Source organism: Collimonas humicola (genome assembly GCF_018304945.1).
GTDB lineage: Bacteria > Pseudomonadota > Gammaproteobacteria > Burkholderiales > Burkholderiaceae_D > Collimonas > Collimonas humicola.
On sequence record NZ_JAGQEE010000004.1, the window covers coordinates 284,404 to 299,124 of the forward strand.

Here is a 14,721-nt window from a genome sequence, read left to right on the forward strand (position 1 = left end):
TACGCAGCGGCGCCATGCGAGAAGGCATGATTTATGCTCGCTCCATTGCATCGCTTGATCAACATCAGAAAGTCGCAATCATGCATCTTCACCGCCGTCTCCTATCCTTTGCACTGCCGCTCGTCATCGGCGTCTGCGGCTTCGTTTCCGCCAGCTTCGCCGAATCCGGCGTCACCGACCAGAAAATCCTGCTGGGACAATCGGCGGCGTTTTCCGGCCCGGCCGCGCAGCTGGGGATACAGATGAATGCCGGCGCCAAGGCCTACTTCGATTCGGTCAACGAGCAAGGCGGCGTGTTTGGACGCCGTATCGAAATCGTCAAGGCGGACGACAGGTACGAAGCCGACCTGGCCGCCGCCAACACCAAGCGCCTGATCGAACAAGACGATGTATTCGCCTTGTTCGGCTATGTCGGTACGCCGACCAGCAATGCCGCCTTGCCGATTTTCACGGAGGCCGGCGTGCCGTTTTTCGCGCCGGTCACCGGCGCCCAATCGCTGCGTGAGCCGCTCAACCGCCAGGTCTTCAACGTTCGCGCCAGCTACTTCGACGAAACCGAACATCTGGTGGAAAAGCTGGCGAACGTCGGCATCAAGAGCATCGCGGTGTTCTACCAGAACGACGCCTATGGCCGCGCCGGACTGGAAGGCGTGCAGCGGGCCATGAAGAAATTGAATCTGGAAATGGTCGAATCGGCCACGGTGGAGCGCAACAGCACCGACGTCAGCAAGGCCGTCGGCAAAATCCTGCCGAAACGTCCCGCCGCGGTGATCCAGATCAGCGCCTATGCTTCGTGCGCCGCTTACATCAAGGAAATGCGCAAGGCTGGCTACAACGGCCAGTTCTATAACGTCTCCTTCGTCGGCAGCCAGGCGCTGGCCGATACGCTGGGCAAGGAAGGCGAAGGCGTGGTGATTTCCCAGGTCGTGCCATTCCCGTGGAGTTCATCGGCGCCAGTGGTCGCTGAATATGTCAAGCTGATGGGAAAATCCGGCGTCAGGGAATCCAACTTTTCCAGCCTGGAAGGATTCATCGCGGCCAAGGTATTTGTCGAGGGCCTGAAGCGCGCCGGCAAGGATTTGACGCGTGCAAAACTGGTCAAGGCGCTGGAATCCATCAACATGAAGAACTACAACGGCGGCGGTTTCGACGTCAACTTCAGCGGCAGCAATCATAACGGCTCGACGTTCGTCGACATGACCATGATCACCAAAGACAAGAAGTTCATGAACTGATGCACCTGCGGGCCGCGGCAAAAAAATCCGGCAATTGCCGGATTTTTTGTTTCATCAGACAGGCGTCAACACCGGCTGTCCTGAGAAATGACGCTGGCTGTTTTCCAAAAACAGACGCACGGTTTCGGCCACCGACTCTGGCGACCATCCTGCCACATGCGGCGTCAGCACCGCATTCGGTAAGCCCAGCAATTCTGCCGGCGGCAACGGTTCGCTCTCATATACATCGAGGCCGGCGCCGCCCAGCCGGCCCTCGCGCAAGGCTTGCGCCAGCGCCGCGGTATCGACCACGCTGCCGCGCGCGATATTGACGACAAACCCCTGCGGCCCCAATGCATCGAGCACCGCCGCGCCCACCATATGGCGGGTGCCGGCGCCGCCCGGCGTGGCGATCATCAGGAAGTCGGCCCATTCGGCCAGGGCATGCAGCGTCGCAAAATAAGTGAACGGCACATCGTTGCGCGGCGAGCGGTTGTGATAGCCGATGGCCATGTCGAAAGCGGCGGCGCGGCGCGCGATCTGCTTGCCGATCGTGCCGAGCCCGACGATCCCCAGCCGCTTGCCGGAGACGCTGGGCGGCAAAGGCAGCGCGTCGCGCCAGATGCCCTGGTGCAGCGCCACGCCCAGCTGCGGAATGCCGCGCACCGTCGCCAGCAGCAGGCCCATGGCGTGATCGGCAACGCAGGCGTCATTGGTGCCGGCGCCGTTGGCGACCGTGATGCCGCGTTCGCGCGCAGCTGCCACATCGATGTTTTCAAAACCCGCGCCTAGCGCGCAAATCAGTTCCAGTTTTGGCAAGGCCGCAATTTCCCGCGCGTGCAGGCCGATCGAGCCGATGGTCAGCACCGCCCGTATCTGCGCTGCATGGCTGGCGATGGCGTCGCTGCGTTGCGCGGCCGTAGGGGCATAGACGATCTGCCATTCTTGCGCAATGCGCTGCAGACTTTGTTCGGACAAAGGATTGAGAATCAGAAGAGTGGAAAGCATGGGATGCCAGGAGGTGGATGAAACGTTCGGCGCCGAATGCGCAATGCCGGTAATGATAGCGGTGAAATCCTGGCCGTGCTTGAGCGAGCTCGCCCGGCAACTCGGCTCCCAGGTGCACAAGCGATGCCGATGATTTCATTGTTACTTTCGCACATCTGGAAATTGCCTGGCGCGGCGATGCGCTCAGGATTCGCACTGAACAAGGCACCTGATCCTGCCAGCCTTCAACTTATTTCCCAAATGAATTAAATTATTAACAATAAGTAACAGTCAAATCGCAATTTTTATTATAGGATTTACATTACTCAACGACATCATCGAGAGTTAAGAGAGTTAATACATTTCCCTAAAGGAAATATATCCATAAGAACAATAAGAACAATTAAGCATCGATGTCATGCTTTCCGCTGCCCGAACCCGTCGCCACGGGCAGCCGACTTCCCCCTTTGCTTCGGGGGCCCTGCCGGATAGGCGCGCAGCAAGAACATCATGGCCCTGGCGAGACTGATCTCGGCAGGCCGGCTTTTTAACTCGAACAGCCGAGTGTATAAAGTGAAAGTTCTATCTATCTTCGGAACACGCCCGGAGGCGGTAAAAATGGCTCCGGTGCTGCGGGTCCTGGCACGCGAGGCGGGCATCCAGTCGCTGGTGTGCGTCACCGGCCAGCACCGGCTCATGCTGCAGCAGGTGCTGGACCTGTTCAGCATCAAGGTCGATCACAGTCTCGACGTCATGCTCCCGGACCAAACCCTGAATGGGCTGAGCGCGCGCCTGATCGGCTTGCTCGACCCAGTGCTTGACGCTACCCGGCCGGACCGCATCCTGGTGCATGGCGACACCACCACCGCCATGATCGCCGCCCTCACCGCCTTCCATCGGCGGATACCTGTCGCCCATGTCGAAGCCGGCCTGCGCACCGGCGACCTGACGCAACCTTGGCCGGAAGAAATGAACCGCCGCTACGTCGATGTGGTGAGCGACCTGCTGCTGGCGCCCACCGCCGGGGCCAAGGCCAGCCTGGCAGCGGAACACCTGGCCGGCCGGGTGGTCGTCACCGGCAACACGGTGATCGATGCGCTGCGCCTGAGCACCGAATCGATCGCCTTTGACCACAAGTTGCGCGAGCGTCTGGACGCCCACTTCCCTTACCTGCGCGCCGATAAAAAGCTGCTGCTGGTGACCGGCCACCGGCGCGAGAATTTCGGCCCCGGGTTCGCCGAAATTTGCGATGCGCTGGCGATATTGTCGCGCCGCTCCGATATACAGATCGTCTATCCGGTGCACCTCAATCCGAACGTGCAGGGACCGGTGCAGGCGGCCTTGGCGCAGCTGCCGAATATCCACCTGATCGAACCGCTGGACTATCTGCTGTTTGTGCGGCTGATGCAACATGCGCACGTGATCCTGACCGACTCCGGCGGCGTACAGGAAGAGGCGCCGTCGCTCGGCAAGCCGGTGCTGGTGATGCGCAATGTCACGGAACGGCCGGAAGCGGTGGCCGCCGGCACCGTGCAGCTGGTCGGCACCGACGCGGCGCGCATCGTCGCCGCAGTGACCCAGCTTTACGAAGACGACGCCACCTGGCAACTGGCGACGCAACGCGTCAATCCCTATGGCGACGGCCATGCGGCAGAGCGGATCGCGGCTGTGCTGTGCGGCAGGGAGATCGATGAGTTCGGCGTGGAAAAATTTGAACCACTGGGAAAAATACATCTGGTCGCGAAGAGCTTTCAAACAATATAGGCACGCGGCTTGTGTTGCGGCGGAATCAGGGGGAAATATGGACAGCTGGCCCGATATTCCAGGCAAGGCAACGGCATGCCGGCGGCTGGCCGCGACCATGGCGCGCCGGCCTGTTTTCTTTCTCATTTCCAGCCTGATGGCGGCCGCCGGCAAGGCGCAGGCATCGTCTTTAGCATTCAGCGCCCGCACAGCAGAACTGGATCTGATGACGGCTATCCTGGCGGGGATAATATGCTTGCTGGTGATCTACACGGTCCGCCATTATCTGTTCACGCTCGACCGCCTGTTCGGACGGCAGCGCCAGCCCTACCTGGATATCGAGCAGGCGTTGTGGCCCACAGTCGTGGTGTGCGTCGCCGCCCACAATGAAGAACGGGTGATCGCGGATGCATTGAACGCCCTGCTCGAAGTCGACTATCCGCGCGACAAGCTGGTCATCATGCCGGTCAACGACCGCTCCAGCGACGGCACCCGCGCCATCATCGACCGCATCGCCGCCGCCCATCCCGGCCGCTTCACCTTGTTCCACCGCGACAGCGGACGGCCCGGCAAGGCCGCTGCATTGCGCGACGCCACCGAGAGGATCCAGGCCGAAATCGTCATCGTCTTCGACGCCGACTATCTTCCCGCGCGCGGCCTGATCAAGCAACTGGTGGCACCGTTTTTCGATCCGGAAGTGGGCGCCATCATGGGCCGCGTAGTACCGATCAATGCCGGCGCCAACCTGCTCACGCGCTTGCTCGACCTGGAGCGGGCCGGCGGTTACCAGGTCGACCAGGCGGCGCGCATGAACCTGGGGCTGGTGCCGCAGTACGGCGGCACCGTCGGCGGCGTCAGGCGCTGCGCGCTGGAGGAAATCGGCGGCTGGAACAGCGATATGCTGGCGGAAGACACCGACGTCACCTTCCGCCTGTTGCAGCATGGCTGGAAAACGGTCTACCAGAACCGCTCGGAATGCTACGAAGAAGTGCCCGAAGCGTGGCCGGTCAGGATCCGGCAGATCAGCAGATGGTCGCGCGGCCACAACCAGGTCATGAGCCGCAACCTGATGCGCCTGCTGAAAAACCCGCGCATCAGCCGACGCGAAAGAGCCGACGGCGTCCTGCTGCTGTGCGTATTCGTCATGCCGCCCCTGCTGCTGATCGGCTGGGGCATCACCATCATCCAGTTTTTCATGACCTCGCACCAATGGCTGTTCGGCTGGCTGGCCCTGAGCGGCATCGTGGGCTACGGCGCCTTCGGCACCAACGCGGCCTTTTTTGAAATGGCCGCCGCCACTTACCTGGACGGCCACCGCAACCGCATACGCTTGCTGCCGCTCAGCATCTTCGGCTTCCTGGTCAGCCTGACGGCGATTTCCCGTGCGGCCATTGCCCAGTTACTGGATGCGCTATGCAAGCGTGAACTGGTATGGCATAAGACCGAACGATTCAGGATGGCGCCGGCAACCCCTGCCCAGGAGCTGATTCTGCCGCGCGATAGCGCGCTGCCCGGCTTGCCGGTCGAGGTTTCCTGAGCATGGCTGCGCCAATGCTGCTGATCAGCGTGCTGCTGATCATGTGCCTGCCGTTCATCCCGGCGCTGCGCGAATGGCTGCGCCCAAGCGACGTGGCGCCGCTGCCGGTCAGGCGCAACGAGATCAACAACCTGCGCTATTTCGCCGACAGTTTCCGGCACACCGTCGTCGGCATGCTGACCATCGATTTGCAGACACTGCAAAGCATCCAGACCGACCGCACCGTCAGCATCAACGACAAGCTGCACGTCGTCCACCAGCGTCTGGACGACGATGCCGGCAACGGCTACCTGCCGGCGACCCTGAACGTGCTGCAGCAAAAGAACGGCATCGTCATCTTTCTGCACGACGCCCGGCTGCAGCCAGGCAGCCATAGCCAGGCCGACCTGTTTGCCGCCGCCGATCTGCTGGTGGGCGCAGGCGCCAGCCTGCGCGCCTGCTCGGCGCAGGGCCGCATTACGCTGGGCGCCGACACGGTCGTGCATCGCTGGATCGATGCGCCCTGCATCCAGGTCGGCAGCAACGCCGCCATCGACGGCCGCATTACCGCGCTCAGGGAAATCCGGTTTTCCGGCGGCAGCCGCTTTGTGCGCGCCGGCGCGCCAGCCATGCACTTCGGCGACGCCAGCGCTGCCGCCGCAGCGGCGCCGCAGGCGCCATCGCCGCGCATGCGCTACCTGCTGGATGACGGCGCACAGCAATCGGCCGCTCTCAGCCAGCATGGCGACTATGTGGTGCGCGGCGCCTACCGCATCCTTCCGGGCACCACCGTGTTCGGCAGCATCAAGGCCTATGGCGACCTGCATCTGGGAGAACACAGCTGCATTGCCGGCAGCCTGGTCAGCAATCAAGACATCGTGCTGGCCAGCGGCTGCGCCGTGCTGGGCCCGGTGATCAGCCAGAACGATATCGTGATCGGCCCCGGTTGCCGCATCGGCACGCCCGAGGCGGCAACCACCGTAATCTGCCGCAAGCTGAGCATCGCCGCCGGCTGCGCGGTGCATGGCGTCATTACCACGCATGACGGCGCCACGGTCGCGCTGGAGGAGAAATCGCATGCCAGCTGATCGACGCCGGACGCAATGGCGAGCCGTGCCTGCCCTCCGCGCAGCCGTCTTTTTCTTTTGCTGCGCCTGCCGCCCAGCGGCGGCCGACGACTTGCCGGCGGCCCAGGCGTTCGCCGATTTCGCCGAGCCGAACGGCGCCCTCACGGTCTTTCCCAAAGGCGACTATGTCGAGCCCTACTTCGCGCTCAAGGCCTTGCTGGCGGCGCATCGGCTGGGCGTCGACATCGCTCCGGCGGCCAGTGCCTTCGGCCACTGGCTGCTGCCCTTCCAGCAGGCCGACGGCCCCTTCCCGCGCATCTGCCGCAGCAGCGCGGCGGAGTGGCTGGCCTGCGGCCCGGCGGATGCCGACGACTCCCTGGATGCGCTATGGTGCCTGCTGGCCGCCGAGGTCCTGCCGGCCGATGAAGTGCTGGCCGCCAGTTGCGCCAGGTCCCTGGAACACCTGGCAACCCTGTGGAATCCGGCGCAGCAGACATTCCACGCCGCCGCCGGCAGCGCGGCCTATTTCGCCGACAACGTCGAAGTCATCGGCGCCCTGCGCCATCTGCGCGGCAGCAGTGCGGCAAGCACACGCTTCGCCGTCCAGCTGGCGGCGCTGCCGAGCAGCGCCAGCATGCTTAAAGGCTTGCGCCTCACTTACGGCTACGATCCGGACGGCGCCCTTGAACCGGCGCGCGCCAGCATGCCGCCGACACCATACGGCTTCTATCCGAATGCGGTGGCGCCCGTCTATCTGTGGCTATACGACCTGCGCGGCGGCGCCAGCGGCGTGCGTTACTGGCGCCTGTGGATGGAACGCTATGGCGCGCAATGGCTGGCCGGTGCAAGCGATCACTATCCCTGGGGACTGATCGCCTGGGCCGCCTATCGCAACGGCGACCAGGCCAGCGCGCGGCGATGGCTTGACAATGCCGCCGCCTGGCGCGCGGCGGGCCGCTGGAACATCGTCGAAGAAGGCGTGCGCATCGGCTTGCGCAACACTTTCAAAAACCGGACTCCACAGCCGTCATCATGAGCGCCCTACGCCACCCACATCTGCGCAAGATCCTGCTGGCGCTGGCGCTTGCCGTCATCATCGGCGGCGGCGCCGGCTGGGTCTACCGCATCAACCAGATCAGCCCGGCGCAATGGCAAAGCGACGCCATCGTCCTGGTCTTGCCGGACGAACTGTCCGACGCCAACCGCTTGTATTCCAACGCATGGCTGGACGGCGCGGCGGAAGAAGGGATCCGCCTGCAGACCATTACCGCCTCTGAATTTTCACGGCGCGGACTGCAAGGCGAACGGCCGTTCGCCGGCGTGATCCTGCCGGACACCATCCATCGCCAGATCAGCACCGCTTTCGTCAACCAGATCAGCCGCTTTGTGGAAAACGGCGGCGCCCTGATGCTGGTGGGCGATGCCGGCGTGCTGGACGAGAACGGCTACTACAGCGAACCGGCGTCGCGCTTTTCAAAGCTGGCAGGAACCGAATACGCCATGTACGGTGCGCTGCATGACAAAATATCGTTCAACCCGACCATCTCCGGCAGTCCGCAGATCATGCAGGCGCTGGAAATTCCGCCGGGACGCTGGATCAAAAACGGCGAGCTGGCGGTATTGTCCGGCTACGGCGAGGACACCTTGCGTTATCCGGCCCTGCGTACCGCCGCCACCTATGCCGGCACCCTGCGCATGCAAGCCGAGGGCGATACCGTGATTGCAGGCGAACATGATGTCGGCCAGGGCCGCGTGCTGTTCGTCAACCTGCCGCTGGGATACCTGAAGCTGCGTACCGACGGCATCCTGATGCATGGCTTCCTGCACTACTTCGCCAACCGCATCATGGGCCAGCCGCAATTGTCCGCCGCGCCGGACGCGATCGGCGGACTGATCCTGAACTGGCATTGCGACGCCAAGATCTGCATTCCCGCCATGGACCAGCTGATCAAGGCCGGCGTATTCAGGCGCGGGCCGTTCAGCATCCATGTCACCGCCGGGCCTGACCAGCGCACCTTCGGCGACGGCCTCGGCGTCGACCTCAACCATAACCCGGCGTTTCAGGCGCGCTTGCAAACCTTGCTGGCCCAAGGCAATGAAATCGGCAGCCACGGCGGCTGGATACATGACTGGTTCGGCAAGAACCTGGCTGCCGGCAATGCCGAAAAAATGACCACTTACCTGGAACAGAATGCCGATGCGGTGAACCAGCTGATCGGCCGCCCGCAGACCGAATACTCGGCGCCGACCGGCAACCAGCCGGTCTGGGTCACCGACTGGTTGGACGACCAGGATGTGCTGGCCTACTACTTCACCGGCAATATCGGGCAGGGCCCGACCCATGCTTACCGCGACGGCCGCCGCGACAAGCATATCTGGTCGTTCCCGGTGCAGACCTATGGCCATATCAGCACCATCGAAGAAGCCTATATGGAGCATGTACCGGAAAGCGAAATCAGCAACTGGCTGACGTCGCTGGTGCAGTTTACCGAGGATACCGGACAGATCAGGCTGATTTATTTCCACCCGCCGGGCGCGGTGCTGTATCCCGACGCCATCAACCGGCTGATGCTGGCCGCTGACGCAGCCGGAAAGAGCGGCCGTTTCCGCTGGCGCACCATGACCGACCTGGCGCGCTTCATGAACCGCAGGGAGCAGACGGCATGGAATATTTCCGGCGACCGGCATGCAGTCGTGGTCGATGCGGCCAATGCCGTTTCATTGCAGCAGCAAAGCTGGCTGTTCCCGGTTGCGCTGTATGCAAAGCCGCGCATCCTGGCCGGCAATGCTAGAGTGGAGCAACGCGGCGAAAACTGGACCGTGATCGCCGGCGACAGCAAGCAACTTCGCATTTCAACACCGTTGATAAAGGAAGCACTGCATTGAAAACAGCACTGGCAACTCTGGGCCTGTCCTTCGGCTGCGTCGCATTTCCTGCTTGTGCATCGGCTGACGACAGCACCGACATACAGGTTCCCGTATTACAGCACGCGCGCTTGATGCCGCTGATGAACACGCCGCCCGCAGCGGTCGCCGCTGTGCAGCCGCACGCAGCAGCTGCGCCGGCCGCATCAATGGCGCCGGCATTGTCGCCGGCCTCGGCCCATGCTGTGCCCGCCGCAACCGATTCGGCGCCCGTGCCGCTGGCGCTGGCAGCCCCGGTGGATGCAGCCCCGGTTGCAGTCGCGCCGCCCGAAAGCACAGCTGCCGCGGCGCCGGAACTGAGCCCCGAGCTAGGCGCTCTCGAATTGATCGGCGGTGACGGCCACATGACCAATGGCTATGGTCATGCGCGTCTGACGTCGCTGCGCGGCATGGCGGTGACCTCCCTGGGCGTGGTGCAAGGCGAATTGACGCAGCAGTCTCGTTTCGGCTATACCGGCAACTATGGCAGCGTCTCGCTGACCCACGACTTTTCACCGGATTACTACAGCACCGTCAGCGTCGGCGCTGGCAACAGTCCGCTGTTTTCCAGCTGGCGCGGCGATGCCACCGCTTATCGCAAGTTCGGCAGCGAGCGCCAGTACGTCGCCGGCATCGGCGCCTACTACGCCAAGGGCAATGAAAGCGCGCGTTCCGATACAGGCTTGCTGTTGACCGGCATCGCTTACCTGACCGGGGTGGTGATGGAAGGCGGCGTGCGCCTGAACTGGGCCGATCCGGGTTCGATACTGGGCCCCAGCGAATACATCGCCGCAACCTTCGGCAATGACGACCGGCGCGCCGTCATCGTCCGCTATGAGCATGCCAAGGAAACCTACAAGGTGCTGCCGGGCGGGCCGGAACTGGTGAACTTCAAGAGCAATACCGTCAATCTGCAATGGCGCGAACGGATCAACCGCGTCAGCATGTTGCTGGCGGGGCTGGAGTACTACCAGAGCCCGCTCTACGACCGGCTCTCCTTCAATCTCGGCTGGCGCTGGAGTTTCAGATGAAAGCACGGCGGGAAGATGGCGGCGGCAAGCAGGCAGCGGTCAACCCGCGCTTCACCGGCTTTGGCGGCCAGCTGATACAAACCCATCGCGCCCTGCGGCGGCTGGCTTTTCCGCACCGCCGCTGGATCGATATCTTGCTGCTGCCGGCGCTGATCTTCTCTTGCACGCTGCTGGCCTGGCCTTTGATTGCCGAGCTGTGGGCCGCGATTATCGGATTCTGGGCCAATGGCCTGGGCGACGAGATGGCGCTCAGAATGGGCCGCAGCGCTTTTCCGGGCATCCGTTCGATCCCCTACGCCTATGTCGAAGCGGCGCTGCCGGATCCTTTGCAATGGTGGAGCGGCATGCTGATCAGCATCACGCTGCTGCTGACCACCACGTTGCTGCCGGCCCGCATGCTGCCGATATCCTATGCCCTGCGCGTGATCGGCCTGGTGCAGCTGGCCAGCCAGCTGTATTTTTACTTCTGGGCGGCGGAATTCCCTTATCAGTCGGCCTCCTCCGTCTCGGCGCTGATGCAAGCGTCCATGGTGCTGATCCTGCTGACGCCCTGGATCTATGGCCTGCTGTACAACATTTTCGACTTCGGGGTTTATCGCAAAATCCTGCTGTCTGTGCTGGCCGTGCTTTACCTGATCGGGCTGACGCCATTCCAATACACCTTTGCCGCCTGGCTGATGCTGCGCTACTCGCTGCTGTGGCATCCCCTCATCTACCTGCTGGGCTCCAGCCTGATCCAGTTCGGCGCCTTGGTCGGCTTCTATTCCTGGGCCATGAGCTGGCAGCGGCGCGAATAGCCCGATTGCGCGGCAAACGGCGCCAACAGGCTTATACTCCGTGATCATTAATGAAGAAGGATAGCAATTGTGAAAAAGACCGGCATGGCAAAGAGCGACGCCAAGAAACTCATGGGCAAAATGACCGCGCCCGGCGCTGGCGGATTCGGCAACAGCGACGTCGTCGTGGTCGACCGCAAGGAGCAGCGCAAGCGCGATCAGGCGCTGGGCCTGGTGCCGTTCGCGGTCAAGCTCAACGGCACGCTGGTGCAGCAGCTGCAGACATTGGCGAAAGAGCGCGAACTCGATCTCAACCAGCTGGTGGCCGAGCTGCTGGCGAAAGGCCTGGCTGACTAGGGCCAGTCGGCAGGACGATGCAAGGGAAAAGCCGCAGCGACGGCTTTTTTTCAATCCCTCGCTATATCTTTTAAAACACGGCGCATCCGCACGGCGGCTCGCATGATGCGGCTTACCGCTTCGCCTTGTTCCTGCTCACGCCCGAAGCCCGGCAAACCCTTGTCGATTACGGGTTTTCCAGGTAACTCCGGGCAAAAGCACCCCCGATACGGGTTGTCGATTAAAATGCTGATCCAACTGGGATGGCATGGCGTGCAGCGTGGCATCTCCTTCCCCGAGAGATACGCGACGATGACCCCGATTCAGAACCAAGCCCCCGCCAACGTGATCAGCCAGGAAGCGCAGGACACCGCAGAAAAGCACCTGCGCGACATCCTGACCCTGGCGCTCGAGCATGCAGCGCCGCATGCCGCCGTGGTGGTGTCGGACGCCCGCTGCGCACTGGCCGTCACGCTGACCGCCGCTTACCGGCACTGCCTGCCGGACGCTGCCTTCATCGACTTCGATGCCCTCACGCCGGACGCCGTGCTGGCGGCTTTTGCGCCGCTGCAGGCGGGCGACCTGGTGATCCTGGTGCAGTCCACCAACTTCCGCCTGGAAGCGTTCCGCATCCGCGTCGAACTCTTCAAGCGCGGCCTCAAGGTGATAGAGCATCCGCATCTGTCGCGCATGCCTGGACCCGAGGCGCTGCATTACATCGAAGCGCTGGCTTACGATCCTGCCTATTACCGCGGCGTCGGCTACGCGCTCAAGGCGCGCATCGACCGCGCCCGCCGCGGCGTGGTCGACAGCGGCGGCGCGCAGCTGGTGTTCGATTCACCGTTCGAGGCGGCCAAGCTGAACATCGGCGACTACAGCGAGATGAACAATGTCGGCGGCCAGTTCCCCATCGGCGAAGTATTCACCGAGGCGCAGGACCTGGAAGCGGTCAATGGCAAGGTGCGCATATTCGTGTTCGGCGACACTGCGTTCCGGGTCAACCGGCCGGCGCAGCCGATCACCCTGGTGATCAGCAAAGGCCGGGTCGCCGAGGTCATCGATTCCACGCCGGATTTCGACCAGGTGCTGGCCAACATCCGCGCCGATGAAGGCGAAGTGTGGCTGCGCGAGCTTGGCTTCGGCATGAACCGGGCGTTTTCGCAGGAGCGCATGGTGAGCGACATCGGCACCTACGAGCGGATGTGCGGCATCCATCTTTCGCTCGGCGCCAAACATGGGGTCTACAGCAAGGCGAACATCAAGCGCGCCAGCGCCAGATATCATATCGACGTCTTTGCGGTGACCGAGGCGGTCTACCTGGATGACGCAGTGGTGTATCGGAACGGCGCCTGGCAACCCTGAGCCGGCCGCAGGCGCTGCCGCAATGCAAAGCAGCTGCTAAGAGGGAATGTACAGAGGATAAAGAATATTCTCTTCGCGCGTGATGCGGTCTACCAGCACCTTGCCGAGATTTTCAAACTCATCCTTGAATGTGATGCGCGCATCGCGCGAGACGATCCATTCCTTGCCTTGGTATTTGTCGAAAAAATCAAACGCCACGCGGCCGATGCCATCCATTTCCCGCTTATAGGAACGGTAGACATCGTGCAGGGCAGGATCTTCAGCCAGGCTGCGCCGCATGTAGGAATACAGCTTGACGCCCTCGGTCAGCAAGTGGCCGTACATCGCCATCCGCATCTCGCGCAATGCGGCAGGCACAGCATCCCACTTGTCGGCGCTCATCCTGTTCGCCACTGTCGAGTACATCAGCAGCAGCGCCGCATGGTCCCCTTTCAGTTGCGGGATCAGCTTTTCATCGTATTCGATCTGATGATTGGCGCTTTTGGCCGGCTGCAGTGCAGCCCGCTCGGCTATCGGTGTGGCTCCTCTGGCTGGCGTTGCTGACTGCTGGCTGGGAGTTTTTTTTACTGCGTCGTGCTTCTCCTCATCGTGGGTACTGGTCGCGGGTTTATTGAAAATTGTTTTCAGCCACATATTTCACCTCGCCAGTCCCCGTGCAGGAGTAATTATCAGAGTATTACTTGCTTATTATTGTGATTGCCTATCAACAACAATAGTACATTAAATTCCATCTGGGAATATCTTTCTCAGTGGCAATTTAAAAGATTTTTTCATGCGCTAACCGCTCCGGCCAGACCAAGGCATCCGGCCGAAGCAGCGGACCACATCTGCCAATACAACGCCTTGCTCATAAAACGACCGCCGGCGCTGAAAAATGATTTCGGCGTCCCGGGCCACGCGTGTTTGCAAGCGCTGCCGGCAATGCGCTTTCAGGATGGCGGATGCTGCAGGGCCGCCAGCAAGCTGTCCCACAAGCGATGGCGCTCGTCGATCGCCTTGATCCCGGCTTCCAGCACCTCGCGCATCTGCACCGGATCGTTGCCGGTAATCTCTTCAATCATGCGTTGCGCCGCCGGCCCATGGTCGCCGGAATCGACCTCGATGTGGCGCTCCAGGTAGAAATTGAGTTCGGGTACGGTTTCCGGCGCGATGCTCCACCTCTTCAGCAAGGCCTGGAACATCTCCGGGATGACGTTTTCCCGGCCGTAGAAAAAGCTGCCGACGACCTGGTGCGTCTGCCCTTCCTGGCAAGTGTTGATGGTAGCCGTGACAAAGCGCTGGATCGGCGCCAGCGCCTCCGCGCGCTTGAGCGCGGCGGCGACCGTATCGCCTTTCCTGATCATGTTTAAAAACTGATTGATCTGCCGCGTGGAGGCGCCGATCTCTTTCATCGCCGACAGGTAAAGATCGAAATGCGTCATCGCGCCCTTGGGCGTGATATCCGACTCCTCGCCCAGCACAATCTCGTTGATCAGGCGCGCGGCATGCGGATTGGCCGGCGGATACCAGGGGATCGAGGTGGTGGTCAGATCCATCTGCAAGCGCTTCACCAGCGACATGAAATCCCATACAGCAAAAACATGCCACTCCATGAACAGACGCAAATCGTTCTGGTTGCGGATGGCTGAAAAAACAGCATGATTGGTCAACAGATTGTGCTTTTCCTTGAGGGTAAGCTGTAGCGATTCAATAGTCGTTGTCATGTCATCTCCACGAGAAGTCACACACAAATGTGTGTAAAACGACAATGACAGATATATTTCCCAATGGCAATAATTTGATGCA

Annotated in this window: 13 protein-coding genes; 10 read left to right on the forward strand and 3 right to left on the reverse strand. The window is 61.9% G+C overall.

Annotation, left to right across the window (positions count from 1 at the left end):
* Positions 1-80 precede the first annotated feature (80 nt).
* Positions 81-1,235 carry an ABC transporter substrate-binding protein gene (locus tag KHU30_RS15335; protein ID WP_211443493.1) on the forward strand — a complete coding sequence of 385 codons (1,155 nt, stop codon included), beginning with the start codon at positions 81-83 and terminating at the stop codon, positions 1,233-1,235.
* Between the two features lie 54 nt (positions 1,236-1,289).
* Here KHU30_RS15335 and KHU30_RS15340 read toward each other — a convergent pair whose 3' ends face one another.
* Positions 1,290-2,222 carry a 2-hydroxyacid dehydrogenase gene (locus tag KHU30_RS15340; protein WP_211443494.1) on the reverse strand — a complete coding sequence of 311 codons (933 nt, stop codon included), beginning with the start codon at positions 2,220-2,222 and terminating at the stop codon, positions 1,290-1,292.
* Between the two features lie 552 nt (positions 2,223-2,774).
* On the opposite strand from KHU30_RS15340, the gene wecB reads away from it, so the two are divergent.
* The 9 genes from wecB to KHU30_RS15385 all read left to right on the forward strand — a co-directional run bounded on the left by wecB (position 2,775) and on the right by KHU30_RS15385 (position 12,936).
* On the forward strand, positions 2,775-3,965 hold the full coding sequence (wecB, locus tag KHU30_RS15345) for a non-hydrolyzing UDP-N-acetylglucosamine 2-epimerase (protein ID WP_329956686.1): 1,191 nt from the start codon (positions 2,775-2,777) through the stop codon (positions 3,963-3,965).
* 205 nt (positions 3,966-4,170) lie between these two features.
* Positions 4,171-5,481: a glycosyltransferase family 2 protein gene (locus KHU30_RS15350; RefSeq protein ID WP_230427413.1), complete on the forward strand. Its 1,311-nt coding sequence runs from the start codon at positions 4,171-4,173 to the stop codon at positions 5,479-5,481.
* 2 nt (positions 5,482-5,483) lie between these two features.
* The gene (locus tag KHU30_RS15355) at positions 5,484-6,548 is read left to right on the forward strand and encodes a bactofilin family protein (protein WP_211443496.1); all 1,065 of its coding nucleotides are present in this window, start codon (positions 5,484-5,486) and stop codon (positions 6,546-6,548) included.
* A gap of 25 nt (positions 6,549-6,573) precedes the next feature.
* Positions 6,574-7,563: a hypothetical protein gene (locus KHU30_RS15360; protein ID WP_211443497.1), complete on the forward strand. Its 990-nt coding sequence runs from the start codon at positions 6,574-6,576 to the stop codon at positions 7,561-7,563.
* The gene (locus tag KHU30_RS15365; protein WP_211443498.1) at positions 7,560-9,413 is read left to right on the forward strand and encodes a polysaccharide deacetylase family protein; all 1,854 of its coding nucleotides are present in this window, start codon (positions 7,560-7,562) and stop codon (positions 9,411-9,413) included. Before KHU30_RS15360 ends, KHU30_RS15365 begins: the two co-directional genes overlap by 4 nt.
* Positions 9,410-10,462: a YaiO family outer membrane beta-barrel protein gene (locus KHU30_RS15370; protein ID WP_230427402.1), complete on the forward strand. Its 1,053-nt coding sequence runs from the start codon at positions 9,410-9,412 to the stop codon at positions 10,460-10,462. The genes KHU30_RS15365 and KHU30_RS15370 overlap by 4 nt, the downstream gene beginning before the upstream one ends.
* Positions 10,459-11,259, forward strand: a complete 801-nt coding sequence (locus KHU30_RS15375) for a hypothetical protein (protein ID WP_211443499.1) — start codon at positions 10,459-10,461, stop codon at positions 11,257-11,259. The genes KHU30_RS15370 and KHU30_RS15375 overlap by 4 nt, the downstream gene beginning before the upstream one ends.
* Positions 11,260-11,328: 69 nt before the next feature.
* Positions 11,329-11,595, forward strand: a complete 267-nt coding sequence (locus KHU30_RS15380; RefSeq protein ID WP_211443500.1) for a hypothetical protein — start codon at positions 11,329-11,331, stop codon at positions 11,593-11,595.
* A 291-nt stretch (positions 11,596-11,886) separates the two neighbouring features.
* Positions 11,887-12,936 carry a M29 family metallopeptidase gene (locus KHU30_RS15385; RefSeq protein WP_211443600.1) on the forward strand — a complete coding sequence of 350 codons (1,050 nt, stop codon included), beginning with the start codon at positions 11,887-11,889 and terminating at the stop codon, positions 12,934-12,936.
* 36 nt (positions 12,937-12,972) lie between these two features.
* Here KHU30_RS15385 and KHU30_RS15390 read toward each other — a convergent pair whose 3' ends face one another.
* Both KHU30_RS15390 and KHU30_RS15395 read right to left on the reverse strand, forming a co-directional pair.
* Complete coding sequence (locus KHU30_RS15390) at positions 12,973-13,569, reverse strand: hemerythrin domain-containing protein (RefSeq protein ID WP_211443501.1); 597 nt, start codon at positions 13,567-13,569, stop codon at positions 12,973-12,975.
* Between the two features lie 296 nt (positions 13,570-13,865).
* Complete coding sequence (locus KHU30_RS15395; RefSeq protein WP_211443502.1) at positions 13,866-14,639, reverse strand: DUF3050 domain-containing protein; 774 nt, start codon at positions 14,637-14,639, stop codon at positions 13,866-13,868.
* Between the last annotated feature and the right edge of the window lie 82 nt (positions 14,640-14,721).